This is a genomic window from Hafnia alvei (assembly GCF_964063325.1).
GTDB classification, from domain to species: Bacteria; Pseudomonadota; Gammaproteobacteria; order Enterobacterales; family Enterobacteriaceae; genus Hafnia; species Hafnia alvei_B.
Window position 1 is genome coordinate 3,223,360 of sequence record NZ_OZ061315.1, and the last position, 24,695, is coordinate 3,248,054.

The window sequence follows — 24,695 nt, forward strand, 5'->3', positions numbered from 1 at the left end:
CTCCTAAATAAAGTTTGCCAATTTGGGGCCATTGCCACGCCCACAGGCGACGCGATAGCGTTTCTCCCAATATTCGAGCTCGTTACGCATCGCGACAGGATCGTGATTGGTGACAGCGCGGCCATTCACGCCAGTAAACGAGACCGCTTTGCCATCGAGTGAATCCGTATAGGCTTGCCGCACCTTGTCGAGCATCTGCTTGATTTCGTTACGCGTCATAGCCAGCCCCCACCGCCAGTTCCACCACCATTTAACCAACCAGACCCCGAAAGGGAGCTCGGTACTGTCGGTGATTTGTCCTGTGGCTTGGATTTCTTTTTATTCGTCGTCACTACAACAGCCTCCCGCGCCGTATCTTCATTAAAAATATTCGGGTTAACCTCTTGAGATTCAGCCCACGCTGGCGGCTTATCCCATGAAATGCGCTCATACCCGCGCAAAAACGCAATGGCATGGATATAACAAAACAGGTCCATCGCTTCGTTGTTCCCCTTACCCGGCTTGCGCCATTTGCCATCGGCCCCACGCTCTTCATAGGTCAGCTCGTCAAAGAACCATTCACCCAACCAATTTGGGAAATGAATAAATCCCGCGCCCGGCACATCACGCGCCATCGCGTTACTCAACTGATCTTTGAAAATATCGGTTTGCAGCAGATAGACCGGCACGTCACCGCGTGCATCTGCACGGCGATCGCTTCGCTCGGTATTGTTGGGGTAAGTTTTGGTCACGGATTTTTGGCGGCGAGTACTGTCCCCCTTAACCAAATACACACGCTTATGCACGCCGTCTTGACGACACCGACGCCAGAACTTATAGGCGTTATCGGTTACACCGTCCTCACCGCCGCTGTCGACAGCCATCGCCAACACGGACATGCGCTTACCGGAGCCGTCAGCCAGTGCATAGGTTTTTTGTAGAACATCGGTGATCAAGAGATCCCAATCCTCGGGAAATGCACCGGGATGCACCTGTAACGATTCGCCGTTTTCATCACAGCGCATGGACTGTTTGATGTTGTAACGGTCTATCGTCCACCGCTCGCCATTCTCTCCATAGCCAACGACCTGCACGACAAAGCGGCGATTCTTACCACCCTGAACGTCGACGGCTGCCATGAGAAAACGCACTTTTGGCGGTACTAAGCGTTTACCGTAATCCTCTACTCGCGCCATTAACTCATCGCTTCGGCGTTGTTCACTGGCGGCACGCGGCAAGTAGGGCAATCCCCAGTCGGTATTGATAACGGCCTTCAAGGTTTCTTCGCTGCCGGTGGCCTCGAACTCCATCTCAGCGGTCAGGAGTTTGTACACCAGCTGCGCCCACGTCTGATAAGCCGCAGCGGGACCTTCCATCCAGAAAGAAGCGATGCGCGAGCGCCGAGCTTCACCGGTAATCACACCATCACGATCTATGCTCTGGCCTTCACGCAGCCAAATCCCACGCTGGTTAAGTTCACGTTTTTGGTGTGCGGCAATGGCTTGATGGCAATGAGGGCATTCAACATGCGCCGCTTCGCTAGCTTTCACCGGATCGGTTTCATCACGGTAGCCGGTCATGGATTCCATCGACGGCTGGAAATACTCGCCGCAATGTGGACAGGGCCAGTACCAGCGACGACGATCACCGCGGTTATAAAGAGACAGTATGCCGGTTGTCGGCGGCGCTTCATGGGGTGACGTTCTGCGCCATTTAGTGTTGCGAATATCGCGCCCCGGTGAGCTCTCCACCAGCGTCATGCCCGACGACATAAAGGTTGTGGTACGTTTTGAAGCCAGCGTGAAGGCATCCCCCTCCCCGTCGATATCCTCAGGAAAGCGGTCATAGTCGGTCAGCGCAACACACTTATAGTCAGACGATGACATGATATTGATGGACGGCCAGCCTATCTTTAAATAGTTGCCAGCCAAAAACGTCATATCGTGAACGTTGTTGTCATTACGTCGCGGACTTAATCGTTCAGCCACATCAGGGCTCATGCGAAACGTACGGGAAAGACGCTTTTTCGAATGCTCGCGTGCTTTCTCCTCGGTCATTTGCACGATCAACATATCCGAGGGATCACAGATAATGTTGTACACCACCCAGCCATCGATAAGGCCAATAGTCTTACCGGTACGCGCAGGCCCCACAAACACCACCGCATCATATTCGCGTGATGCTAAACAGTTCATCGGCTCCAACACATACGGCGCAACCGACGGGTCCCACTTCACCGAGTTACCCGCGCCTTTAGGGACGCGCATATATTGTTCCACGGCACTGGCTACCGGCATGCGCCTCGGGGCCTGAATAATTCCCGCCATATTGCGGCGAGTGCTAGCAGCGGATGCCTGTGAAACCATTAATCCTCCTCGGGCATGTCCTCCTCACTTGGCGTATCTGCCTCTATGACCTTTTGCGCAATCTGATCCCGAAGGTCATCAATAATGCATTGGACGCGCTCAACGGCGACCGGCGACAAAGCGCAGTCACGTTCGAGAATATCGGGGAGTGTTTCGAGCACCTGCACCATCGCTTTGGCCATCGCTGAAAATTCACGCGTCACCTCTTCGGCGGGGATGAGCTCATGAGTTTCTTGCTGAAACTTGAGGCGTTCACGTTCGGACTGAAACCACGCTTTACGATCGGGAGGCAACATCTTATCGACCTCAACCGTTTCGCCTGTTTTCACTAGCTCAGTAAGGATCGCCGTTAACGTATAGAGCTTGAGTTTTGCGTTGCTACCGGGTGCCGATTCCACATTTTTCAACCGACTAGCGACCGTTTGTCGATGCATGCCAGTAATTGCCGCAAGCTGATTGATATTCAGGCGGACAGATTCGAGTTCTTTATCCATGATGGTGAACACTAAATAAGCAATTCGACATCTTTGAAAATGAAATTTCAAAGAAAACAGAAAGATAAACGGATGATGATGATGCTAATAAAATGCGAAAAACTAGCCGTTTCCCGCGTGTCAGCGCCCCCTCGGTGTTTCAAAACTCAGAAAGGACCCGTGAAAATAGGAGCTATTCGCATCCACATTCGTGACGGCTCTTGCCCTGCTGGTGGTTCTCCCATCCTGCATTACGGTGCTCATCGCAATAGCCGCTGCGGTCAGTGGTGGTATTACGACAGCCATGCTTACGGCATGCACGTGGGATTAATGCAGGCATGTAAACTCCAATAAAAAGGCTACCAAAATAGTAGCCGTGTTTTATTTACCAAACTAAATTATTGCATTAATATAACTTTATAGTTTGAAGGCAATATAACTCTAGGCTTCAGCTTCTCCAATTTTAAGTTTATATATTCTCTTTGTGAATCACTCCCCTGCTTATATAGAGGTGAAATAATCTTTTGGATATAGCCCCACTCGCAACCACCAGAAGCTTCACACTTAGTGATTACATCTCTAATTATTGCGTCAATATTCTGCATAGCCCCTCCCTCATTAGTTGAGGCCACATATTAACCCATAAAACAAAGTTATTTGTAAATTACATGAAATAAATCACAACACACTGTTTTTAATTTAAATAAAACAAAAATAGCCGAAAAGAAATCAAGCTATAATACATTTGAATTACAATATAAATGTAACGACTAGGGGTGACATTTATATTTTATTAATCATTGAAACGAGCTTGCGTTTCAATATTTCGTATGTCGCCCAACTTACTATTAGCAATATCAATAGTTGCTAATAGCGGCCTAATCCACAAAACAGCCTGACAATACGTTATCGAGCTGGGGGCAACGGTGGCACTACCATCTGAGTTAATGTTGCCGGTATCGGCGTGCAAGGCTGTGGCACGTAAACGGTGCGTGTACCCGAGCAGCCCGCTAGCAATATCAGCAGGGATAAGCAGATCACAGGTTGGCTCTTTCTCAATAATCTTGCGGTATTCAATTTCTTTCTCCTGCGCCTTGGCTTGGACTGTCACGCCATACTGACCCGCCGCCGACGCTATCTGATTGAAGCGGTTGAACTGCAAAGACTGCCCAGCAATGATCGAGGCTTGCCCGTCAACCTCCCCCTGCAGGCGTTCAGTTGCTTTTGTTTGCTCTTGGTATTTGTCGTTGTAGTAACTTGCGATCCGCCCCACAACCAGAACACCTACAGCTAAAAATCCAATGGCCATCATTCGCCAACTGAAATTGATATTCATGCTCTTCGCCTGACTAAATAAATCCCTACATATCCAGCGCCCCAGCGCGTATAGAACCACATTCTTCGGCCTGTCGATGGGCGAGGAATATCCTGACGAATAACGGCAATTGCAAATAAACGCCACCACGGCCATTTCTGTGGCCCATGCGACGGCTTCAAATCATCGGCAAAGTGCGCTGTGGAATACTCAAATTTTATTTTCATACCAACAGCGCCGCCCGCGCTTTGTTGTAACGTACCTTGCGATCATCGATACCATTCAAACCGCCGTTGATAATCTGCGTTACTCGGTAAACGTCAGCACCGTAGGCCATGCAGCCTTTTGATGTGTAGAACCATGCAGCTGAGCGCGCAGCTTGTAGCTCGAGCTCGAGCAGCTCTGGCTTAGTCACTAAATCAAGCTTTAGCGCGGCGCCGCATGTACGGTAGTTATCTAGTCCTGTAATCTGGATTAGGCCACGGCCTCGATATTTCCAACCATCGCCAGAGGCTTTATTACCTAAGCGATTCGCGTAGACCAAATTAGCGATCGCATCTTGTCGAGCAGATTGCGCTGTCGTTCGTCCGAGAGCATTGGCTTGCTGTTGAGTAATACGCTTACCAAATACAGCAACCAAAGCACCCGGTGTGTAATTCAGTGATTCAACAACCTGCCGGAAACCGCCAGACTCATGCCCTACCTGAGCAATAAACATCGCCTTATCGGTTGCCGCCGTAATACCAAATTCTTTCATTGCTGCATCGATGTGCGGAAACCAGCGCGCAGCTAATCCGGCGCTAATATCAGCCGCCTGTTGAAACTGTTCGAGATCCATTGAATTGCCTTACTGTTGAGGGGGGACGCCTGTCTTACTGCCGACAACACGACGTAGAACCGAGCTGAAATAATCAATACCCAAGAAGCCAATAAAGACGCTGCCGATATATGCCCATTGCTGATCAAAACTCATCAACATGAGTAGGTCTTTAATGAAGAACGCCACCAGCGCGCACATACCGGCATCAAGAATCCGTCGCCACCACGGTGAGTCTCCGTTATATATCCCCCGTAGGATAGCCATTAGACCCGCAATGAATGCGTAACTTCCCTCGCTGCGGTGCTCTGCAATCCATGTCATTAACATGGCCCAGAGCTCGGGGCTTTTGTGCATTTTCATGTTCTCCCCCCATCCACCAGCGCGGTAGGGTTATTGATGTCCAATTTTGGCTTAATCAGAATGATAATTGACGTTGATATCTAACCAAAAACATCACATCACAAGCCTAAATACATTAGATAACCTTAAGTATTGTTAAGATAAAGTTTGTTTTTAGTTGGTTTTTTATTGCCAAATGCAGGCTGGATAGCCATAATCCGATTCGCCACTCCATTGGTTCTCCAGTGTCGCTTATATATTTAATGTTTCCCTATTTAGCTTTTTGGCACCCTTGTCTGAATTCGGAGGCAAGGGCCTTTTCTCTTCTATAGGTACGTCCTATGCCACACAGAAAACTATTTTTAAAGCAGCACTCGCACCTATGTGTAACCTGCTCACAGCCAGCCATGGTTTTGTTAATGGATGATAAAAATTTTCACTCTTACAATGATGGTGAGGGAGCAAGCTACTTTGGAGGGTACTTTTGTAACTTTCCTGCAGATATTGATATCCCTATGGCGGGTATCTGGAATGTCGTTATAGAACCCGCACAAAACCACACTGATTTAGCAATTACTTACAATCTAACCGTGCAGTAAGTATTTGCGTCTCCTCCTGGCCAACAACCACTCACAGCTAGAGATTGTTGGCTGGGCGCTAGATATGATAGAGGCAACCAAGACGTAGCCTCTAAAAGATTATTAGATATTACATCGACGTTAAACTTCGCCTGCGAACTATAGGGTTGGCGATAGAATCCTATTGTTCAATTAGATACTAACGATGATTAGCCTTAATATTTTATTAAGCAAGGCTTAGCTTTTAAAACCCATAATGACTTAATTTATAATTATTAAAATAAATAAGCTAAGAATCATCTCACCCTGATAAACATAAGACAAAAACAATACCTTTGAAAAAAAGATCATTTTCAATAACTTAACATGAAGCATTAGAGTTAATTATGATGTAATAAGAAAAAAAATACTCATCATAAAATAAATAGATCTAAATCAATAAGTTGCGATTCATCCTAGGGTATCAATTACTAACTGCGTTTGATTATACATTAGCATCGCTTTTCCCTGGTGTTGGCCTATGGCCCCTCTCATCTGAAATTACGGGGGTGAGAGGTTTCTTTTTTATTACGTGTGGAGTTCCATCGAATGAAAAATAGTCGATTGTTTCTTATTGCCAACAGCTATGTAAAAGTGGTTTGCTCAGAGCCTGCAAAAATTCTTTTGATTAATGAAAAGTATTTCGACAAGTTTTGTAGAGATAGCTGGGCCGACTATCATGGTGGTTTTTTTACCAATTTCCCGGCCATTGTCGAAGTTCCATACGATGGGATTTGGAATATTGTGATTGATACTCATAGTCATGGAGACACTGAGCCTTCAGTGAGCATATCTATTTTGCCTAATCATGAATTATTAGAGCACCAAGACATGCCCAAATAGTAAGGGAAGTCTAATTACAGGCAGTTATCAATGTAGGAGTTCACCATCAACCACAACTGTCATGAGCACTGGGTAGCCACCCCACGTTGATTCCTAGATGAATACCAACTCAGTGCTCATGCAGTTGTTCAGCACATCAAACGCTCCGGTTTACCCTTCTTCGCTGACTGATGTGCTGAATATGGTCCGCCACCGAGGTCTCGAACCTCGCACCTACAACTTATACGGTCATCGGCTCTATCCTGCTGAGCTAGTGGCGGTTGGAGCGGTCAGCGGGAATCGAACCCGCATCATCAGCTTGGAAGGCTGAGGTAATGGCCATTATACGATGACCGCTTTGGTGGCCCTTGCTGGACTTGAACCAGCGACCAATCGATTATGAGTCGACTGCTCAAACCAACTGAGCTAAAGGGCCAGTGTTGCAGTGAGTTAACAGGAGTTGTTCAACGATAACGACTCTCGCTCAGGGTGAATATCTCCCTACAGCGGCGGGCAGCATATTTGCTAATGTTAATCCATGCAATAACGGAGGGTTATTTTAAGACGAATCGTAGTTACATCAATTAAAAACCCCGCCGGAGCGAGGTTTGATTTTGTAAGCTATGTGACGAACTGACCACTCTTATCAGAATATCAGCGTTTTTACGATCGTAAAGCTATTATGCTACTTTCCGTGCTATCGACTCTTTTCGTACTAGCCTATCCATTTCTAAGCGAACATCTAGCGCCATCAGCAAACCTTCAACGATCCCCTCCGCTTTCTGTAACTGCTTGCCTACATGGGTATCGGAACAGTGATTTTGCTTAGCTAGCGCCATGAACGTTTTGCCAAATAGGTAATAGTCCACCAGCAAATCATGAGCATCAGGGTTCTTTTTGTTCAACGTTGCCATACAGCCTACGATCACCATGGCATCATCATCGCAGCACTGAGGGCGAGATTTTACCTTTGAGGGGATCAAGCCAGAGAACCCCGCTGCAATCGAGCTCCAACACACGTCTTCTTTGTTGTTTGCGGCCCATGCTCCCCACCGTTCAAGAACTATTTGAATATCTCTCATACATTCTCCACACACTAAGCTTTAAAGATTGCGCCAACACCCATGGCGTAATTTAAAAATTCAATTAATAGGAATCGCTGATCTCCGTGTTTCTGTTCCCATCCTGCAACATCTTTGTGCAACTTGTCGTGGCACCGCCTGCATAGCGGCAACACGAACAGGTCATGCGCTTTGGTTCCCATGCCACCTAGCCCATGGTTAATCACATGATGCGGATCGTCAGCTGGTTTACTGCAACCACAGCACTTTTGCGTTTTTACCCACCGCGTGTACTTCTCACACTCCCAGCGTGCCAGTTTAGGTTTCAACATAAAGCTCGCTGGTGGTGCTTCATCCCCCATTAGTTTGATAACTGGCTTCACTAGCTCGACGCTTTCAGCAATGACCTTCGCTGGGTTTGTTGACCACGGATTTATGTCTGCCTCTTTCATAACGCCACCCACAAACGCTGGTGGCTCAGGCGTCTTTGTGACGCGGTAATCAATGGCGCTCGGAAGATATTCAGTAAGATGATTGAGCACAGCCCACCAGCAAAGCTCGGGTAATGTAAGTTGGTGGCCTTCGTTAAAGCCGAGCGAACCGCGCACCGAGTCCACCAGCCATTCTGCTCGGTTGGTTTCGGCAATGTCGCCCAACGCGGGGTGAAACTGATCGTGGTGGAGGTTGTCGCAGCTCCAACACAGACGAACGGCACCGTTTTTATGCGATACCGTGTTCAAATTTCTGTTGTGATAACTGCGTTTCCACTGGCAGATTTTGATTTCATCAACCCACGCGTTAAGCGCACCATCACCGCCAGCGGCTCTAATCACATCGTAGTGAGAGAAGAACGACCGCAGCTCCTCATCATTAGCCAGATCCTGATTTGCCGCAGGCAGCTCACCGGCTGGCAGCTTCGCAAACTCTTCCGGCACAGCAGTGATCATTAGGCGCTGGCCTTTGCGGAACTTGTGCGTCAATTGGCCCGGCTTAAGCAAAACTATGCCAGCGTCGGTTTGTGGGAATGCAGTGAGGATCATGCGCATGTGGTCACCTCGACCCGCCCCGGAACTAACTCAACGGATTGCGAGCACTCATTACCCCATGAATCCCAGCCATCAGCCTGATTTCGCGCAAATAGCTCAATACGCTTCACATCCCCATAAAGCTTTTCAAGACGGTATCTAGCCTCACCCGGCTTTGCAGAGTGCTCACCTAATGGGGAATAGATAACCTGCTTAATGGCTGCATCACTGCGCTCAAGCCCTTTGCCTCGAACGGCGATCAGACAGCTCTCCTGATTTCCACGGCTATAATTGCCGGGGTTCATTCGGGTTATTTGATTAAGCAGTTCATAGAAGTCCCAGAAATCAACGATTGAACCATTAGTGAGCGACTCCTCGACAGTGCGTTGCGCTCTCTCGTTCAGCTTTACCCATGTAAACAGAAACATCTGGCGAACATTAAAACCCCACGCGCTCGCCAGCTCTCTAGCCTGTGCATCATGAGTACCCGTATACCACATAGCTAAAACAGCGTTATCAGCAGCGAGATCCCAAACTGGAATACGTTTTAGCTCATCAAGGGTCATTGTCGAATAATGGTTAGATGCAGCACCACGGCTGGACTTGTTGCCATACTGCCAAGGTGGATCGGCATAAATGACTTGATATTTAGCACTCATCCCAATACCTCCAAACGAACAACAGATTCATAATCCATACGTGGATCTGCAGTACCTAATGGTTGGCACATCCGAGCACATGCCGTTCTGCTCGCTACGGCGTGTTCCATATCTTCTTCGGTACCGCAGTTCTCAATGACTCGGGACCATTCATATTCAGCGCGACGCCACTGCTTTGCCGCTTCACAGCGTTGGGCTCTTTCTCGATGTAGTTGAACGAGTGCCGGACGGTGGCGGCGAATTACTGGCATGGTTTTAATTTTCATGCTCATGTTCTCCAGCCAGTGGTTGGCGCTGAATATTCCTGCTTCGAGAAATCCATATTGACGTAGCTTGCTGGCTGTTTTGATTGCGTGCCTGTAGGCCACTGAGATCTTGGCAGTCGACCAGCAGCCACCCATTTGGTCGCCGAACTGAGGTATGCGGGGAATTTTGCTGGACGAAACAGCGTCACCGGATTCAGGTTCGCTGAGAAATCAGGATTATTGGCCCAACGCTCAACGCTGAAATCCACAACCAACACCAGCTCGTCAGTGGTGAACCCTTCACGCAGTCGGCCGCGGATATTCTCGAGTGACGATTTGCAATTCTGGTACCGAGATGCGGTTACTTGGTTCAGGTGTTTGAGTACCTGAATGGCCTGATCGGTGATTTCAACCTCAGGGTCGGCCGGAGGCTGACAAAAGGTTTTAATACTTGATGGTTCAGGTGTTGATGTTACTGATGGATCGCCCCCAGATTCTGACGGGTGAAAACCGCCCTTTTTGCTGGATTTCGACGCGTCGGATTTTGACCCGTCAAATTTTGAGGCGTCAGATTTTGACGGGTCAGATTCTGACGCATGAGCAGCTAGGCGAAGTTTCTCAACATTGAGCTGGTAAATATTGCTGGCGTTCCTGTTACCTGCTCGGCGTTGTTGGCGGCTAATCCACCCTTCTCGCTCCAGTTTCCCCAGCGCTGTACGTACGGTGCTTTCACCCGCACCAATCTGGCGAGCAATGGTGGTCACTGAGGGCCAGCTTTTGCCCTCGTCACTGCTGAAATCTGCCAGACGAGCCATGATGGCCACCTCTGAGAGTTTTAACCCCGCAGCTGCGCAACCGTCCCAGACGTAACCTGATAACTTGTTGCTCATACGTCGATCCTTTCAAAACGAGAGCGAAAGAGAATGAGCGGCGATGCACACTCAAAGTCATAGCCCTGACGGCGATAAATCACTTTCTGGTTAATCCGGTCGTAACGGATAACGTGGACAACAGTCCCTTTCCTATCGCGATAGAAGCGATCAAGAGAAGCAATCCCGTGTGTCATAACGTCCTCCGCTTTCTTGCTATAACACCCACAATAGCCACCGCCCTTCTGTGGTTACATGGCACCCAGCGGTTTGCTATTCTTCGTTCATACCGTAATGGCGCTGGTGGCCGGACGTTAGTCGCTGGTAAGCAGCGCAGTTGCGGCACCTGAGTATTTACTGTTAAATTGCTCACGCGATTATTTCTCCACACAAGAATGTTTCGCACCCGACGCCAAGAGCTGCATACTCTTGGCGTCACCCTCTCCCCACAGCATTTCTGAAATCACCCAAATCTCTGCAATCAAAGACTGTGCTCTGTATCCCTTTGCTCGTAGGCGTCTGCTTTCCTCTCGGTCAAGAACACCATCGTGAGTGAACTCGTTATGAGCTCGGCTAAAATCACCCAGCGCCGCAAGCAGATCGTTAAACTTGTGCAGCAGCTCTTCATTTTCAACCTGCTCGATGTCAGGCAGTTTTACGAACACTCCACCAGCGCGTTTGCACATAGCTTCGGTAATATCCGTGCGGCCGGAAAATGCCTCCATCTGAATGGCCATCCCGAACGGCACCATTTGCCCACCGATCTGGCGAACGCGGTTACTCAGTGCGTTATGAGTACCGTCGTGCGAAAGCTGTTGCGCCATCGCTTCATACCCACCCGGTGTAGAAGTGATCAGCTTGTGCATTGCTGCTGTCATATCAGCCGGGGCTGGAAAGTTCTTATTGTCCACAGTATTAGTCTCTCTTTTGTGGTTTTACTTTTGGTCTGGTTACTTATGATTCTTAGGTGGAAACAACCCGTCTAAAGTGACCACGCAGCCCAGTTGGTTAAAAGCCATTACAATTTTTCGGCACGACTCAAGATCTGGAGCTCTTATCCCAGATTCGTAATTAGCCACCCGAGACTGTGACCAGCCACACTTAGCCGCAAAAGTTGTTTGTGAAACACCCAGCTTTTTTCGTTCTGATGCAATGTTGTTCATTGTCAGTCCTTCGTGAGTATGAATACCGCCATTAAACACGCTTTGTGTTTATCATGCAAACACAAAACGTGGAAAGCCATTTAACACACTATGTGATAAATAGAGTTCTATGAACACAAATGAAGAAATCGCAAAACGCCTCAAGAATTTGAGGGAAAGAAAGGGTCTATCTCAAAAGGCTCTAGCAGAGCTTTGCGGATGGAAATCACAATCACGCATAGGCAATTATGAGCTAGGCACTCGTAGTATCAGCGCTGATGATGCTGTCATAATCGCTAAAGCCTTAGACGTTAGTGCTGCTGAGCTCTTATTTGGAGATACCGGATTTAGCAATGTTTCAAACCCTAGGCCATATGAGAGAGGGAATCTCTACCCAGTCATTAGCTGGGTTAGTGCAGGCGCATGGGCAGAGGCCTGCGAACCTTATACGATTGACCAAATAGATGAGTGGTTTGAATCAGACGCGAAGATTGCTGGTACAGGCTTCTGGCTTCGTGTTCAAGGTGACTCGATGACTGCACCCACAGGCTTGAGTATACCCGAAGGCACTTTGGTGCTTGTCGATACTGGGCGCGAACCCATTAACCATAGTCTCGTTGTCGCTAAGTTGACTGATGCAAATGAAGCAACCTTCAAACGCCTTATCATCGATGCTGGCCAAAAATATCTTAAAGGGCTTAATCCCTCATACCCATTAATTCCAATCAACGGGAATTGCAAAATTATCGGCGTCGCGATCGAGACAAAACTGAGACTGGTTTAGCCCATAAAACCTCAATTTCCTCATAAGAATTTGGGGTTTTACACATCTTTCTTCCCTTCAAATTGCCTCATATTTGCTAAACACACAAAATAAACACATTTTGTGTTTGACACAATAAACACATTCTGTGAATATAATTCATATCGTAAACACAAATCATGTTCAGCTTTATGTTCTTTACCCTTATAAATAAGGTTTAGTGAGCGCTACAAACTACAGAGAGAAGAGCTCGGCCTCACATTTGTAAACCTTCAGCTCCGAGCCCTTCTATGTGTGGAGAGTAATTAATTAAACCTATCTGTTTGTGCGAATTTTAATTAATTCGCGCCGGGGATTCTCATACCTAAAAAATGTGGAGGAATAATCGTGAAGTTAAGCGAATTACCAGCAAAAACACTCGTTAAGCAGGCGCATGCAGGCACCAAGCTAGTGAGTGAGCAATACTCGGAGGCCGCAGCAATATTGCGTGAAGTCACTACTCGATATGAGGTGTTGTATGAAGTGCGTCTGCAGGCCAAGGATGCAGCAATAAAACCTGAGCCTGTAGATTTGAGCCAACAGATAGAACTACTAAACAGAATCCTTAGCTGGATTTTGAAAGAGCTTCCTACGCCAACACAAAAGGCTGCAGCAATGGCCATGAGGCTAAGCTCGGTAATAGAGATCATTTCAAACCTTGAACTCCCATCACAGGGGCAGATAAATGACTAACTCAATCGTAATCGACATTGAAACTTTGGATGTGCGCCCTTCTGCTCTCATCCTGTCCATTGGCGCTTATGCTTTTGATGTTGCCGATCTGGAAGGTACTCGCAAATTTATTCTGGCTGTAAGCCGTGATCCTGAGCTTTCTGACTATTCAGCTAATGCGTTCTACTGTCTGCTTGATGCTAACGACCAACTGATGCTTGGGCGCTCTGTTTCGAAAGATACACAGCACTGGTGGAGAAATCAGAAGCAGGATGCGCAAGAAGCCTTATCCGGTGACCGCGAATCATTAGCTGACCAGCTGCTGAATTTGAATAGCTGGATTGCTCAACATACTGTCGCCACGATTTACTTTCGCGGTACAGATTTTGATGGCTCGATTCTAGAGAGCGCCTACCGTTCCTACCGCATAGAATGTCCGTGGAAGTATAACAGCAAGCGCGACGTTCGGACGTACATCGATGCACTCACAGGCAGTAAAAAAGGCTATGTGCCTGACCACCAACCATACTTTCAGATGATTAAGCACAATGCACTTCATGACGCGATGAATGATGCCGAGCAGATGGCTATCGCTAAGAGCTGTTTTTCCGCTGTAGTAAATGCTGCATAGGCGTATAGGGTAAGTTAATGCAGGAACTCATCAATCAACTAAGCGCTGGAATAAATGCAGTAACACAACCTGTGGAGAATAATTATGAGCAATGACTTCATGAGTGAAAAAGAAGTGTTTGAACGAATTAATAAAAAAAGAACGGCTGTATGGCGCTTAAGAACAAAGTACGGTTTTCCATCGCCGGTGCTCACCCACCCATCACAATATAGTCGTACAGCGGTTGAAAAATGGATAGCTGAGGGTGGCGTAAACCGAGCGGTTGAGCTGTAACATATATTTATATCTGATAAGTTTCTCATACAGCACAAGAAAACATTCATTTTAACTCATTGTTCGATAGTTAGAGCCACTAGCACTGCTGGCTCGATTCAACACCACATAGCCTTGAGAAAATAGCGTAAACATATCACTGTTTACGCATTTTCTTTAGTTAAAGTTATTGACATGAATATATTTTACTAGTCCCATTAACCTTGTCATTGTCCATATAAAATGATCCACTAAATTGATTTATATTATAGTTAGAGCTTAAACCATTTCCGGTGACATTTTTCTCACCTAGAAGTGTCCACACTATATTTAAGTGGTTATCTTTTAGCATTTTTAAGAATGGCTCTTTCTTTATAATCAGATATGGTTTTGTGGCATGTAAAGCCTCAGCAGCGAAGCAAATTATATTTCCATCCTTATTTTCATAAGCTCCGTCTTCTTTGCTATACTTGAGGCCCATTTTGTCAAAGATCAGTTTGCTTGGCTTAAGAAAATTTAGAGCCTCATTTTTTGATTTATCGAATTCTTCCCCCCAAACATAATTAACCGATGTAACACTAACATCAGCAACTCTTTTTCCAGAGGCTCTATCTACCACTTGAGTCCAATTTGAGCAGCTATAGTCTTCGGATTGAAAAAAATGGAATGCTTCAGACCAATAAAATTCTCTATTGAATAATTGATATATCTCAGCACTTTCAGGCATCCATCGCCCCATGTAATTCTGTTTTTCTGACCAAGATTTGAATATTTCAAACTCTTCCGACTTTACTAAATATGCTCGAACTTGACACCAAATTTCCTTTATAGGATATTCTAGGTCTGTGTCGCTTATTACGTCAGGTTCTTTCCATGATGGATGACTTTCTAGCACTAACCATTCATCGCCATTAGTATCATTTACCTCAATCAAACCATATGGATTACTTATCGTAGTACTCATCCATTCTTCAAACGTACAATTACAGTCAAAGAATTTATCATTAGCCCACCACATTTCTTCTTGGCTTATCTGTCTTAGGCCAGTATTCTTGAGTAGGATTGTTGGGTCTATATCTCTTACATATGGATCCCATGGCCCTTGATAAGAGTTTACTTTACGTTCTTTTCCATATCCTCCAAAACGAATGAAATTATCAGAAAGCATTGCCATATATTCATAATAAGAGATCCATTGATATTTTTTTCCAATCCGTTCTTGATTAAACTCTCTACGACCTCGCCCAGATCCTATTTCTTTATCAAAATCACCATGTTTTCTTGGGCTCCAACCAAGTTCAATTACACGCTTAAAAATCAAACGTTCAGCGATGCTTAAATCAAAAAATTCGTCAGTTTCAAGTATTTTATTGTTTTTATCAAAATACGGTTCTAAATCATTTTCAAATGTAGTCAACAAATCCTCAGATAATGAGTTTTTGAACAATTTCTTATTATAAGAAATATCACCTTCACTCTTTCGACATTTAATTTTTTTTATATTTAAAATATTCTCAATAGAAGAACTATCTGTATAGTCATCATATAAAAATGGGTCTATTGAGTTATAAAGCTCTTTTTGCTCATTAGTTAATTTCCTAAGAAAACTTTTAAGAATCTCTTTTCGATTGACTAAGGTCTCTCCAAGTTTACACCCTGACCAATCAGTATGATGAAAATTAGTTCCAATTGTATATCTAGAAAAATCACCGCCCCCCATTATTGACCTCCAAAGAGAAAAATAACCATCTTTGTAATAAAGAGATTTTAATATATCTTTTGAAGGTATATTTTCGGGCCAAATACTTTTGTATGGAGGCCTCGTTTTCGATAGGTCATAACCTTCAGGCATCAATCCGAGATGAGAAATATATTCTATAATTTCTCTTGCATAGTCTCGCAATAGAATATTTGGATATACATATTCATGCTTAAAAACTTTATCAAAAACGATTTCCGCCAATTGACTTAGTTCATTGTTGTTCTTTGTACGCAAAGTACAACCTAAAGCTACTGCAAATACTCTTTCCCAGATATATGGATCGTTTACTCCTTCAAACTTGTTTATTACCTTAATTAATACTAGAATTCTATCTTCTAATAAATTAACTAGAGCTTTAGTGGAACAATCCCTCAACTCCCTATTACTTGAAGTTAAAAACCAGCATAGGGTGATTGCAACTAGTTCTATCGATTTATCAGATATGTAGCGTATATCAGCATCTCTCCAAGCCCAATCAATAAGCTGTCGAAATGTAGAACTTTCATCATACTTATATTTCAAGTTTTTGGTCCAGAATGCATCTCTGTCCGCTAATGAAAATTTTAATAACCATTCATGTAAAAAAATGGCGTTCATGGGATGCCCTTCGACACCTGAAATGGAAATCAATTTTTCCATATAATTTTCAAGACTACTTTGTTTGCTTACGATGTTTTTGTTTATGAAGGTTTCGATTTTTTTAAAATCTATTGCAGCTATATCTCTCCAAACTAAACTATCAATAAAAGAATTAACTAGTTTATAGTCTTCGCTGAGCTCTGGCAGTAATTCGTAAATTTCCTTTTCATACTTTTCTGGTAATTGAACAGCCAAAGCCTCAATAATTCCCTGACTGCGATTAAAATCATATTGTTCGTTCAAGTATTTTTTTAGACGTCCTCCAGTCTTAAATTCACTTTCAATATTTTCAATACCATCCAATAGATAATTAACGGTTAAATGATCATCAAACCTCTCAAAAGATATATAAACAACTTCCTCAAAGGAATTGTCTTGATTACGAATATTACCCTTAGTCAACAAGCCTTCATCTATTAAGGCATTAAGAAAGTTTTTTTCGCTCACATAGTCTTTAACAACAGATTGGACTACTTTGTGAGCATCAATAAATGAAATATTACTTCCACCATTAGCTAGTTTAACCTTGATTAGCTCATTAAGAGAATCATTAACTAATGGGAATTTACGATCGTAATTATATTTTTTTGGTGATGCTAAAGATTTATTAACGCCACAGACATAATAACTTAATATTTTAGATATGCCATGAAATCCAGCAGGAACTCTTGTAAAACCACTTCTTTTAAGCCCTTCGCACATTAGCTTTAAAAAAAGAGGATTTTTAAACTCAGGATTTAAATTAGGTGATGATGGCTTTTCTATATTATAGTAGTCATAGAATAAATTTACAGCTTCCTTCTCAACATTCTTAAAGCCTGAGAGTTTATGAGTTTCAAAACCATTACGATAAATCTGCTCTTTAGATATTGTAATATCTTTATATGTTGACCTAACAGACATTATTAAACCAATATGATCAAAACTTTTAATTTCATCAATGAAACTATTGATGAAATCCCCCCAAAATCTGTTGCCATTCCCTTCATTAATTGCATCAATTATTATCAAAAACCTCTTTCCTATTTTTTTTCCATATAAATTAATTTTTTCAAGAAAATCAGTTGATGTATTCTTTATTTGTAGTAGTTTGAGAATTTGTATCCAAGGAGATTCATCAGTTGTTAATTGCTGTCCTAATAAAAATAGAGATGGATATCCAGCTGTGATTCTTAATTTAATAACATCAGCGAGTAAGTGAGATTTACCAATCCCCGCCTCACCTTCAAGAAGTAAAAACGGATTGTTCGATAGCCTAACTGTTACTGATTTTAAAAAATCACATAAACTCTCACACTCATATTCAAACTCTCTTAAACGTCTCAATATCAATGAGTATTTTTCATGAGATCTTATGCTCTGTCCATTTATTTTCGATTGGTTGATGATTTCCCGTAACTTAGATTTGGATTCTAAAATAGCCTTTTGGCAATTTGAAATATACTCACAAAACTTATCAACTGGAATTATATACAAACTAGTGAAATCAATTTCCAAATATAATTGTCTAACCTCAGCCAACGACTGACCAATCAAGAGTATTTGTTCAGAAATCTCTTTGCAATTTTTTATTTCTTTCCCTTTGGCTAGGAAATTATGAAATTTATAATAACACATTTTAGAGAAATTTTGAGTTCTTCCAATTCCGTCAAATATCTTTGAAACCTCAAGCCTTACGTTCAGTTCAGGTGTATAACGCCCTCCCAAATCAGCTATGGCTTTCTTGTTCTTAGAATTTAACCAATCCTCATCAAATTGAAATGTTAGTTTTTCATCTAATGAATGCAAAATTAAGTTAAGCTTAATAATTTCATCGTTAATATCAAATATTTTTTCTTTATAAGTTTCTTCAATATGGAGTTTTTTCAGGATTTTGCATTCATTTATTTTTTTCAAAAAAATACCATAAAACCGTTCGAGTTGCTCCTGATTTGGTGGAATAACGTTTGGATATTCCGCAAACTTGGCTAACAATTCACTTTTACTCGGCAGTTTTTTGAACAAAATATGCTTATTCAATATTTCAAATAGTGGCATTGAGTGATAAAATGGGATTTTCTCACTTGAAATAGGGTATATTTTTTCGTACTCAGTAGCCGTTTCCTCAATTATTATATACAACTGGTCTGCATATTCTTTCTTCGGGAAAAATTTCTTTCTGATATAACCATATCCTTCCTCAGCGAGGAATTGATCAATAATCAGCTTTGCTACATAAATTGATATCGTTGTCAATGATATAGGTTCCATTTTTAATCCACCATAAAAATTTACTGTATCTCATTCCTTAAAATATAAATCTTAATACACCATAAAAAACATTAATGTTATCGGTATACTTATAAGACTCCTTGTCTATTAAAAAACAACTATCATGCCTGAAATAAAAAGTAACTAAATCTGTATGGAAATAATGTTTCGGTCTTATTAAAACTAAAAGCTCACCTTCACAACACGCTAAATCCATATATTATAAAGTATAAAAATTATAAATAACACATTAAACCTCAAGCGATATAGTATGGTGAAATAATTTGAAAGAGCAATATTATATCAACACTTTAATAACTAATTTTCGCGTCAGTTACTGAGTTATCTCTCCGGTTTAGTTTAGAAATGTACCGTGTAAGATCTAAAATTTTTTAACGTGCCACATAATTTTATCTGCATACAGCTCATAAGCAGTTTTCTGTTCATCAAGCCAATCATGCTTATTGTAAACGACCATAACACCTCCCAACTCATGCCCCAGCATCTTTTCCAAAACATGAGGCATAATCCCCTCGCCTGAAAGGTTAGTTACAAGTGAACGGCGAAAATCATGCGTACGCCACTCAGGAATATCGATTTTTTCCCGAAGTTTCTTCATATACAAGTTTGTAGAAGATCTATCAATGGGTTTATCCAGCTCCTGACCCGGGAAGAGAACAGCGTTACCAGTATTAAGCAGTCTTTCAATGTATGGCTTTGCTTGATCAAATACAGGACGCCTGATGACATTTCCCATTTTTGAATGGGCGGATGGCGTAGTCCAGATCAAATCTTCCATGTTGAACTCATCAGCAGTAGCCAAACGAAGTTCTGAAAGCCTCGCGCCCCACAGCAGCAACAGTTGATGCAACACTTTATTGGATGTAAATATTTTCGAGTTCTCAAGAGCCAACCAAACTTTTGCTAACTCGCTATACGTCAGAACCCGACTACCCACGTCTGGTTTTTTACCGATATTTTTAACGCTTAACCTAGACAACTCACATGATGGGATTAGCTGGCGGCTAATGCACCAGTTTATGACTGATCTGAGCTGCACCAGAAGCACGCGAGCTTTTTTACTGTTTAACTGTTCCTGCTTGTCAAAGAACCTTACCCACAATGAAACAGGGATGTTCGCAACCGGCATGTCCTCAAATTCTGTGTACATGGTGTTGTACACGACCGAACGATAAAGCGTCTTAGTATTGGGCTTGAGATTTGATACGTATTTATCCCACCACTCATCAAGGCATTCTTTCAGAGTCAGTTCACCATCATTGCGAGCAAAATAATTCTTTGGGTGTATCCCCTTCATGTACAATGCTCGCATCTCCCCAACGATTACACGGGCATCTTTCAGCGAGACTGCAGGGTACCTGCCAACCGTGAGGCGTACTGGCTTCCCATTCCATCGGAAACGGTATTGAAATGCGATAGTGCCTGTAGGAGTGATTCTAGCGCTAAGTCCGTCCCCGTCAGTGATTTCAGGGGTACCGATGTATGGCTTACCGTGAATGCTTCTTAGTTTTGTATCGCTGAGGGCCACAATAAGTATCCTGTACACACCATTTATTGGCATTCTGTACTCAATGTGTACGCAATGGCAAGTGAACGAAGCAAAAAACAAGATAAACAATCAAAAACATTGAAGCATCTTTTAGAACGTTGTACTTGATGTAAAAGCAGAAAACACGGTAACATAGAAAAACAGGCGAACAGTTCAAATCAACATCGCCAAATGTCCTCTTAGTTAAATGGATATAACGAGCCCCTCCTAAGGGCTAGTTGCAGGTTCGATTCCTGCAGGGGACACCATACACATCTCTACTGACATCTACCAAATTCAATAAAACCCTCTTATAATCAGTTATAAACCCTCTATTCTGGCTATGCGACGTCAACTGATGTCTACCCATTTCAACGTGAATCAACAAACGTTTGGGGGCCTTAGTGGGGGCTTATCCTGTTCAATGAAAAATAAGGCCCCCAATATGACCTTAAATGCGCGTCAGGTCGAGACTGCAAAACCCAGAGACAAAGCCTATAAGCTCGCTGATGGCGGAGGGCTCTATCTCATGGTCAATACTAATGGTTCAAAGTACTGGCGCATGAAGTATCGATTTGCCGGCAAAGAGAAAAAGCTCTCATTCGGAACCTATCCTGACATCTCACTTGCGGAAGCTCGCACTAAACGAGATGAGGCAAGAAAGTTATTGGCGAATGATAAGGATCCCGGAGAGGTCAAAAAGGCCACGCAGTTAGCCAAAAAACTCTCGGTTACCAACACATTTGAAGCAATAGCTCTCGAATGGTACAGTGCAAAAGTATCCGGTTGGTCGAAGAGTTATGCTGATTACGTCAAGCGAGCCTTTAAAAACAATGTCTTCCCCTATCTCAGTTCTCAGCCAGTGAATGAAATAAAGCCACTGGAGCTTTTGTCGGTATTACAACGAATGGAAAAGCGGGGAGCATCTGAGCTCGCAAGCAAAGTACGTCAGCGTTGTAGTGAGGTTTTTCGCTACGCGATTGTTACAGGTCGTGCTGATTACAACCCAGCAGCTGATCTTGGTAGCGCTTTGCAAGGCCATGAGAAACAGCACTATCCCTTTCTTACCGCCGCCGAACTGCCTGAGTTTTTGCAAAAGTTATCTAGCTACTCAGGAAGTCTTATTACTCTTCTCGCAACCCGGTTGCTCATGCTGACAGGCTTGAGAACAGTTGAGTTACGTCTGGCTGAATGGAGTGAAATTGACTTCGATAATCGAATCTGGGAAATCCCCAAAACTAGAATGAAAATGAAACGTCCTCATGTTGTCCCGTTATCGGCTCAATCCTTGAGCGCTCTTCGTCAATTGGAAGAACTAACAGGAACCTACCAGCTTATTTTTGCAGGACGAAACGATGTTAACAAAGCGATGAGTGAAGCAAGCGTCAATATGGTTATAAAAAGGGTTGGCTACGATAAGAGAGCGACTGGGCATGGTTTTCGCCATACCATGAGTACCATTCTGCATGAGCAGGGGTTTAATACAGCCTGGATCGAGATACAGCTCGCTCACGTGGATAAAAACAGCATTCGCGGCACATACAACCATGCACAGTATCTGGATGGAAGACGAGAAATGATGCAGTGGTACGCTGATTATATTGACAAGCTTCTCAGTTCATCGACAAACAGTTAGTGGTTGTTCTCTGCACCTTTAGGTGCGGAGAACGCCATTCTTTTATTTTTTGTTTGTTCTATAGCCTTCTGGCATATTTAACACGCTGCATGGACTTTAGCGTGACGCGATCCAGTACTGCTTGCCATGTCGGAGCAAGTTCAGGTGAGCAAGGCGCTCAGTCAGATCACGCCGTATAGTTTTTTTGCAGACGTTAAATTCGTCAGCAAGGCCCCTGACGGTCAGTGACTCCCCATTATTGAGGCGTGTCAGTATCAGGCCTGACCTGCTCCCCGTTGATTGAACCGAGTAGTGATGTTTGTCGATCTCCACATGGTAATTCAGCATGGACTCTGACTTTTTTGCCTGGGTACAGCTATAACTAGCATCTGGTAGTGATTCAGCTCTGGTTTATCAAGATGGATGAAGAGGCTGGCCCGCGAACAACCCAGCTTTTGCATTACTTTGCTATTCAGTCTTTCCATTAGTTCCCGGATGCGTTGATTAAGTGACGCGAGGCTGTAGAAGGTTTCAAGCATGATACGGGCCATGATCCAACTTTCCCATAGAACCGCCCCTTGCCCCCTCGGCACTCAGCGCACCAATTCGAAAACACACCATTAAAATCAATCATATATAGTAAGAAAAAGTCATATCTGTCTGCCACAAAACAGACGCATACTATCTGTTAATTCAACGATTGAGATTACAAAAATCAAAATTGTGACCAATACCTAGGAATAATTAATTCCTTTAGTTGATAATTAATGAAATAAAAAATTCCTTCAACTTTAACGTTGTATTCCGAGTAACAAAAGGGTCGAAATGAAAAAAATAGTCGCCATAACGTTTAGTGTATTACTTGCAGGTTGTGTCAGCCATGTTGCACAACAACCTCTCACTGATGTTCAGCTAGAAGGTTTGTGGAAAGACCCACATAAAAGTGCAGAACTCATTCTTTCACAAATGACGACTAAAGAAAAAATTGGTCAGATGCTGATGCTGGATATTCGTCAGTGGGACGAAAATCCGCAGGGATATGCTGGGGAGCGAAAAGAAGAAACCAGCGTTCATGCCTTGCCTGAAGCGCTGGCGCATATGATTTATGACTATCGACTCGGTGGTATTATCCTGTTTCGCGAAAACTTCGTGACTACCACCCAGTCTTATAAATTGATCGAAGATATTCAGGGTGCGCGTTATCGTTTACCTCTGCTTATCGGAACCGATCAGGAAGGCGGCTATGTCACACGCTTACGTGAAGGTACCGAGATGCCAGGCAATATGGCATTAGCGGCAACTCGTGATATATCTATGGCACAGGTTTCAGGTGAAATTCACGGTTCTGAACTTTCCGCGCTAGGCGTGAATATTAATTTCGCCCCGTCTGTTGATGTCAATGTGAATCAAAACAATCCAGTGATAGGTGTTCGTTCATTCAGTAGCGATACCGATCTGATTAATGGTATGGCTAGCGCTTACATTGCCGGTTTACAGAAAAATCACGTTATTGCAACCATCAAACACTTTCCTGGTCACGGCAATGTTGAGACCGACTCACATGTTGGCCTGCCTGTTGTGCCGTATTCTGAACAAGAATGGCGACAGAATGATTTAGTTCCGTTCAAATATGCAATTGATAACGGTATTAAGGCTATTATGACCGGACATATCGTGGTGCCTGTGCTAGATAACACCAAAGTGATTTCCAAGCATGATGGCAAGGAAATGGGTCTACCTGCGACCTTATCGAAAAAGATCCTCACCGATATTTTGCGTAATGAACTCCATTATAAAGGCCTGATCTTTACTGATGCGTTAGATATGGGCGCTGTTGCCGATAACTTTGGCTCCAATGAAGCGGTCGAGCAGGCGTACTTAGCAGGTGTGGATGTTGCTGTTATGCCAGTCCATATCTGGGATAAGCAAAGCATGGATAAACTTGCCAGTCTGTACCAGTATATTGAGAAAAAAAGTCAGGTGAACCCAGAGCTAATGAAGCGTATCAACGAGTCCGCGCTGCGAGTTGTTGAATACAAATTGGATAACAAACTGTTACCGCAGCCGATGTATACCGGAGCACATGCTTTATCTGTTGTGGCTTCAGCAGAGCATAAAAACTACGAACGCAAAGTTGCTGAGAAATCAGTTACCTTAATTAAAAATAAAGGTGTTTTACCTTTTTTGCTTAAAAAACAGAATAACATTCTAGTTATTTCTGACGAAAAAGCGCGTAATGAATTGATTAAAAGTGAGTTAAATAAAATCAGTAGCGAGTTGCAAGATAAGACTATCTCAGCTACTGGCATTGATGTTGACCTGGAGGGTCAAACCTTACCGCAAGACGTGAATAAGCAAATTACACACTCAGATTTTATTATCCTCGTGACTTACAATTTGAAAGCACAAGATAATGCAGCGCAATCCATTATCAGCCTGGCAGCTAAATATAAAAAACCTGTCGTCGTTATCTCTTCCCGGAACCCATACGATATTTCGGCATTGAAGAATGTGAAGGCGAACATTGCAATCTACGGCATTACCGGCTTTGATATTACCAATGCGGGCCGTAACTCTTTAGAGGCAAATATTAAAGCAGGTGTTAGAAGCCTGTTTAAAAATACCCAGGATGTAACCTTTAATAACCCTACAGGTAAACTGCCTGTGGAAATTAAAGACGCCAATAACAACGTTATGTATCCACTAGGTCATGGCCTGACATATTAATGTCTTGTGGATAATTTAATAAATGGCCATAGTTCTTATGGCCCTCCTACGGATAGTTTCATAA

The 24,695-nt window shown here is 43.5% G+C and carries 27 protein-coding genes, 4 tRNA genes and 2 pseudogenes; 9 read left to right on the forward strand and 24 right to left on the reverse strand.

Annotated features, from left to right (window positions below; all coding sequences use genetic code 11):
- Window positions 1-3: 3 nt before the first annotated feature.
- The 9 genes and pseudogenes from AB3Y96_RS15330 to AB3Y96_RS15370 all read right to left on the reverse strand — a co-directional run bounded on the left by AB3Y96_RS15330 (window position 4) and on the right by AB3Y96_RS15370 (window position 5,313).
- Window positions 4-219, reverse strand: a complete 216-nt coding sequence (locus AB3Y96_RS15330; protein ID WP_367299618.1) for a hypothetical protein — start codon at window positions 217-219, stop codon at window positions 4-6.
- Window positions 216-2,345, reverse strand: coding sequence for a phage terminase large subunit family protein (locus tag AB3Y96_RS15335; RefSeq protein WP_367299619.1), 2,130 nt, complete (start codon window positions 2,343-2,345; stop codon window positions 216-218). Before AB3Y96_RS15335 ends, AB3Y96_RS15330 begins: the two co-directional genes overlap by 4 nt.
- Entirely contained in the window at window positions 2,345-2,839 is a 495-nt protein-coding gene (locus AB3Y96_RS15340) for a DUF1441 family protein (protein WP_367299620.1), read from the reverse strand. The genes AB3Y96_RS15335 and AB3Y96_RS15340 overlap by 1 nt, the downstream gene beginning before the upstream one ends.
- Window positions 2,840-3,020: 181 nt before the next feature.
- Window positions 3,021-3,158, reverse strand: a pseudogene (locus tag AB3Y96_RS15345) (HNH endonuclease); the annotation flags it as partial.
- A gap of 58 nt (window positions 3,159-3,216) precedes the next feature.
- Entirely contained in the window at window positions 3,217-3,423 is a 207-nt protein-coding gene (locus tag AB3Y96_RS15350) for a hypothetical protein (protein ID WP_061059850.1), read from the reverse strand.
- A gap of 188 nt (window positions 3,424-3,611) precedes the next feature.
- Window positions 3,612-4,154 (reverse strand): hypothetical protein, encoded by a 543-nt coding sequence (locus AB3Y96_RS15355; protein WP_367299621.1) that lies wholly within the window; start codon window positions 4,152-4,154, stop codon window positions 3,612-3,614.
- Window positions 4,151-4,360 (reverse strand): hypothetical protein, encoded by a 210-nt coding sequence (locus tag AB3Y96_RS15360; protein ID WP_130970828.1) that lies wholly within the window; start codon window positions 4,358-4,360, stop codon window positions 4,151-4,153. Before AB3Y96_RS15360 ends, AB3Y96_RS15355 begins: the two co-directional genes overlap by 4 nt.
- Window positions 4,357-4,971, reverse strand: coding sequence for a glycoside hydrolase family 19 protein (locus AB3Y96_RS15365; protein WP_130970829.1), 615 nt, complete (start codon window positions 4,969-4,971; stop codon window positions 4,357-4,359). Before AB3Y96_RS15365 ends, AB3Y96_RS15360 begins: the two co-directional genes overlap by 4 nt.
- Before the next feature lie 9 nt (window positions 4,972-4,980).
- A complete protein-coding gene (locus AB3Y96_RS15370) occupies window positions 4,981-5,313 on the reverse strand; it encodes a phage holin, lambda family (protein ID WP_046450008.1) in 333 nt (110 codons plus the stop codon).
- Between the two features lie 320 nt (window positions 5,314-5,633).
- On the opposite strand from AB3Y96_RS15370, the gene AB3Y96_RS15375 reads away from it, so the two are divergent.
- Entirely contained in the window at window positions 5,634-5,891 is a 258-nt protein-coding gene (locus tag AB3Y96_RS15375; protein WP_046449374.1) for a DUF1883 domain-containing protein, read from the forward strand.
- Window positions 5,892-6,458: 567 nt separating this feature from the next.
- Window positions 6,459-6,752 carry a DUF1883 domain-containing protein gene (locus AB3Y96_RS15380; RefSeq protein ID WP_072308778.1) on the forward strand — a complete coding sequence of 98 codons (294 nt, stop codon included), beginning with the start codon at window positions 6,459-6,461 and terminating at the stop codon, window positions 6,750-6,752.
- Between the two features lie 182 nt (window positions 6,753-6,934).
- Here AB3Y96_RS15380 and AB3Y96_RS15385 read toward each other — a convergent pair.
- From AB3Y96_RS15385 to AB3Y96_RS15435, 11 genes are all read right to left on the reverse strand, one after another.
- Window positions 6,935-7,012 (reverse strand) — tRNA-Ile (locus tag AB3Y96_RS15385).
- Window position 7,013: 1 nt separating this feature from the next.
- A tRNA-Gly gene (locus tag AB3Y96_RS15390) sits at window positions 7,014-7,088 on the reverse strand.
- 2 nt (window positions 7,089-7,090) lie between these two features.
- Window positions 7,091-7,167, reverse strand: a tRNA-Ile gene (locus AB3Y96_RS15395).
- Window positions 7,168-7,411: 244 nt separating this feature from the next.
- A complete protein-coding gene (locus AB3Y96_RS15400) occupies window positions 7,412-7,813 on the reverse strand; it encodes an antiterminator Q family protein (protein ID WP_367299622.1) in 402 nt (133 codons plus the stop codon).
- Window positions 7,814-7,827: 14 nt separating this feature from the next.
- Window positions 7,828-8,838: a DUF968 domain-containing protein gene (locus tag AB3Y96_RS15405; protein ID WP_367299623.1), complete on the reverse strand. Its 1,011-nt coding sequence runs from the start codon at window positions 8,836-8,838 to the stop codon at window positions 7,828-7,830.
- Window positions 8,829-9,476: an MT-A70 family methyltransferase gene (locus AB3Y96_RS15410; RefSeq protein WP_367299624.1), complete on the reverse strand. Its 648-nt coding sequence runs from the start codon at window positions 9,474-9,476 to the stop codon at window positions 8,829-8,831. The genes AB3Y96_RS15405 and AB3Y96_RS15410 overlap by 10 nt, the downstream gene beginning before the upstream one ends.
- Window positions 9,473-9,748, reverse strand: a complete 276-nt coding sequence (locus AB3Y96_RS15415; RefSeq protein WP_367299625.1) for a hypothetical protein — start codon at window positions 9,746-9,748, stop codon at window positions 9,473-9,475. The genes AB3Y96_RS15410 and AB3Y96_RS15415 overlap by 4 nt, the downstream gene beginning before the upstream one ends.
- Window positions 9,745-10,611 (reverse strand): conserved phage C-terminal domain-containing protein, encoded by an 867-nt coding sequence (locus tag AB3Y96_RS15420; RefSeq protein WP_367299626.1) that lies wholly within the window; start codon window positions 10,609-10,611, stop codon window positions 9,745-9,747. The genes AB3Y96_RS15415 and AB3Y96_RS15420 overlap by 4 nt, the downstream gene beginning before the upstream one ends.
- A complete protein-coding gene (locus AB3Y96_RS15425) occupies window positions 10,608-10,787 on the reverse strand; it encodes a DUF4222 domain-containing protein (protein ID WP_072308768.1) in 180 nt (59 codons plus the stop codon). The genes AB3Y96_RS15420 and AB3Y96_RS15425 overlap by 4 nt, the downstream gene beginning before the upstream one ends.
- Before the next feature lie 180 nt (window positions 10,788-10,967).
- Window positions 10,968-11,501, reverse strand: a complete 534-nt coding sequence (locus AB3Y96_RS15430; RefSeq protein WP_367299627.1) for a YmfL family putative regulatory protein — start codon at window positions 11,499-11,501, stop codon at window positions 10,968-10,970.
- A 39-nt stretch (window positions 11,502-11,540) separates the two neighbouring features.
- Window positions 11,541-11,753: a helix-turn-helix transcriptional regulator gene (locus AB3Y96_RS15435; protein WP_096387820.1), complete on the reverse strand. Its 213-nt coding sequence runs from the start codon at window positions 11,751-11,753 to the stop codon at window positions 11,541-11,543.
- A gap of 109 nt (window positions 11,754-11,862) precedes the next feature.
- On the opposite strand from AB3Y96_RS15435, the gene AB3Y96_RS15440 reads away from it, so the two are divergent.
- The 4 genes from AB3Y96_RS15440 to AB3Y96_RS15455 all read left to right on the forward strand — a co-directional run bounded on the left by AB3Y96_RS15440 (window position 11,863) and on the right by AB3Y96_RS15455 (window position 14,110).
- Window positions 11,863-12,516 carry a LexA family transcriptional regulator gene (locus AB3Y96_RS15440; RefSeq protein WP_096387822.1) on the forward strand — a complete coding sequence of 218 codons (654 nt, stop codon included), beginning with the start codon at window positions 11,863-11,865 and terminating at the stop codon, window positions 12,514-12,516.
- A gap of 366 nt (window positions 12,517-12,882) precedes the next feature.
- On the forward strand, window positions 12,883-13,227 hold the full coding sequence (locus AB3Y96_RS15445) for a hypothetical protein (RefSeq protein WP_367299628.1): 345 nt from the start codon (window positions 12,883-12,885) through the stop codon (window positions 13,225-13,227).
- Window positions 13,220-13,837: a 3'-5' exonuclease gene (locus AB3Y96_RS15450; RefSeq protein WP_367299629.1), complete on the forward strand. Its 618-nt coding sequence runs from the start codon at window positions 13,220-13,222 to the stop codon at window positions 13,835-13,837. Before AB3Y96_RS15445 ends, AB3Y96_RS15450 begins: the two co-directional genes overlap by 8 nt.
- 84 nt (window positions 13,838-13,921) lie before the next feature.
- Window positions 13,922-14,110, forward strand: coding sequence for a hypothetical protein (locus AB3Y96_RS15455; RefSeq protein WP_367299630.1), 189 nt, complete (start codon window positions 13,922-13,924; stop codon window positions 14,108-14,110).
- Between the two features lie 166 nt (window positions 14,111-14,276).
- On the opposite strand, the gene avs2 is transcribed toward AB3Y96_RS15455, so the two are convergent.
- Window positions 14,277-18,740 (reverse strand): AVAST type 2 anti-phage system protein Avs2, encoded by a 4,464-nt coding sequence (gene avs2 / locus AB3Y96_RS15460; RefSeq protein WP_367299631.1) that lies wholly within the window; start codon window positions 18,738-18,740, stop codon window positions 14,277-14,279.
- Between the two features lie 382 nt (window positions 18,741-19,122).
- The gene (locus AB3Y96_RS15465) at window positions 19,123-20,289 is read right to left on the reverse strand and encodes a tyrosine-type recombinase/integrase (protein WP_367299632.1); all 1,167 of its coding nucleotides are present in this window, start codon (window positions 20,287-20,289) and stop codon (window positions 19,123-19,125) included.
- Between the two features lie 194 nt (window positions 20,290-20,483).
- Here AB3Y96_RS15465 and AB3Y96_RS15470 point away from each other — a divergent pair.
- A tRNA-Arg gene (locus tag AB3Y96_RS15470) sits at window positions 20,484-20,558 on the forward strand.
- A gap of 176 nt (window positions 20,559-20,734) precedes the next feature.
- Complete coding sequence (locus tag AB3Y96_RS15475; RefSeq protein WP_139130998.1) at window positions 20,735-21,925, forward strand: phage integrase central domain-containing protein; 1,191 nt, start codon at window positions 20,735-20,737, stop codon at window positions 21,923-21,925.
- A gap of 96 nt (window positions 21,926-22,021) precedes the next feature.
- Here AB3Y96_RS15475 and AB3Y96_RS15480 read toward each other — a convergent pair whose 3' ends face one another.
- Together AB3Y96_RS15480 and AB3Y96_RS15485 are read right to left on the reverse strand one after the other, a co-directional pair.
- Window positions 22,022-22,231, reverse strand: a complete 210-nt coding sequence (locus AB3Y96_RS15480; RefSeq protein ID WP_348770991.1) for a DeoR family transcriptional regulator — start codon at window positions 22,229-22,231, stop codon at window positions 22,022-22,024.
- Window positions 22,208-22,467, reverse strand: a pseudogene (locus AB3Y96_RS15485) (IS21 family transposase); the annotation flags it as partial. The pseudogene AB3Y96_RS15485 and the gene AB3Y96_RS15480, both read right to left, overlap by 24 nt.
- Window positions 22,468-22,729: 262 nt before the next feature.
- On the opposite strand from AB3Y96_RS15485, the gene AB3Y96_RS15490 reads away from it, so the two are divergent.
- Window positions 22,730-24,631, forward strand: a complete 1,902-nt coding sequence (locus tag AB3Y96_RS15490; RefSeq protein ID WP_072310608.1) for a glycoside hydrolase family 3 protein — start codon at window positions 22,730-22,732, stop codon at window positions 24,629-24,631.
- Window positions 24,632-24,695: the final 64 nt, after the last annotated feature.

Bases quoted from the DNA above. Each gene is read 5' to 3' on its own strand.
- AB3Y96_RS15330 (WP_367299618.1), bottom strand. From the start codon at position 219: ATGACGCGTAACGAAATCAAGCAGATGCTCGACAAGGTGCGGCAAGCC.
- AB3Y96_RS15335 (WP_367299619.1), bottom strand. From the start codon at position 2,345: ATGGTTTCACAGGCATCCGCTGCTAGCACTCGCCGCAATATGGCGGGA.
- AB3Y96_RS15340 (WP_367299620.1), bottom strand. From the start codon at position 2,839: ATGGATAAAGAACTCGAATCTGTCCGCCTGAATATCAATCAGCTTGCG.
- AB3Y96_RS15350 (WP_061059850.1), bottom strand. From the start codon at position 3,423: ATGCAGAATATTGACGCAATAATTAGAGATGTAATCACTAAGTGTGAA.
- AB3Y96_RS15355 (WP_367299621.1), bottom strand. From the start codon at position 4,154: ATGAATATCAATTTCAGTTGGCGAATGATGGCCATTGGATTTTTAGCT.
- AB3Y96_RS15360 (WP_130970828.1), bottom strand. From the start codon at position 4,360: ATGAAAATAAAATTTGAGTATTCCACAGCGCACTTTGCCGATGATTTG.
- AB3Y96_RS15365 (WP_130970829.1), bottom strand. From the start codon at position 4,971: ATGGATCTCGAACAGTTTCAACAGGCGGCTGATATTAGCGCCGGATTA.
- AB3Y96_RS15370 (WP_046450008.1), bottom strand. From the start codon at position 5,313: ATGAAAATGCACAAAAGCCCCGAGCTCTGGGCCATGTTAATGACATGG.
- AB3Y96_RS15375 (WP_046449374.1), top strand. From the start codon at position 5,634: ATGCCACACAGAAAACTATTTTTAAAGCAGCACTCGCACCTATGTGTA.
- AB3Y96_RS15380 (WP_072308778.1), top strand. From the start codon at position 6,459: ATGAAAAATAGTCGATTGTTTCTTATTGCCAACAGCTATGTAAAAGTG.
- AB3Y96_RS15400 (WP_367299622.1), bottom strand. From the start codon at position 7,813: ATGAGAGATATTCAAATAGTTCTTGAACGGTGGGGAGCATGGGCCGCA.
- AB3Y96_RS15405 (WP_367299623.1), bottom strand. From the start codon at position 8,838: ATGCGCATGATCCTCACTGCATTCCCACAAACCGACGCTGGCATAGTT.
- AB3Y96_RS15410 (WP_367299624.1), bottom strand. From the start codon at position 9,476: ATGAGTGCTAAATATCAAGTCATTTATGCCGATCCACCTTGGCAGTAT.
- AB3Y96_RS15415 (WP_367299625.1), bottom strand. From the start codon at position 9,748: ATGAGCATGAAAATTAAAACCATGCCAGTAATTCGCCGCCACCGTCCG.
- AB3Y96_RS15420 (WP_367299626.1), bottom strand. From the start codon at position 10,611: ATGAGCAACAAGTTATCAGGTTACGTCTGGGACGGTTGCGCAGCTGCG.
- AB3Y96_RS15425 (WP_072308768.1), bottom strand. From the start codon at position 10,787: ATGACACACGGGATTGCTTCTCTTGATCGCTTCTATCGCGATAGGAAA.
- AB3Y96_RS15435 (WP_096387820.1), bottom strand. From the start codon at position 11,753: ATGAACAACATTGCATCAGAACGAAAAAAGCTGGGTGTTTCACAAACA.
- AB3Y96_RS15440 (WP_096387822.1), top strand. From the start codon at position 11,863: ATGAACACAAATGAAGAAATCGCAAAACGCCTCAAGAATTTGAGGGAA.
- AB3Y96_RS15450 (WP_367299629.1), top strand. From the start codon at position 13,220: ATGACTAACTCAATCGTAATCGACATTGAAACTTTGGATGTGCGCCCT.
- AB3Y96_RS15455 (WP_367299630.1), top strand. From the start codon at position 13,922: ATGAGCAATGACTTCATGAGTGAAAAAGAAGTGTTTGAACGAATTAAT.
- avs2 (WP_367299631.1), bottom strand. From the start codon at position 18,740: ATGGAACCTATATCATTGACAACGATATCAATTTATGTAGCAAAGCTG.
- AB3Y96_RS15475 (WP_139130998.1), top strand. From the start codon at position 20,735: ATGACCTTAAATGCGCGTCAGGTCGAGACTGCAAAACCCAGAGACAAA.
- AB3Y96_RS15490 (WP_072310608.1), top strand. From the start codon at position 22,730: ATGAAAAAAATAGTCGCCATAACGTTTAGTGTATTACTTGCAGGTTGT.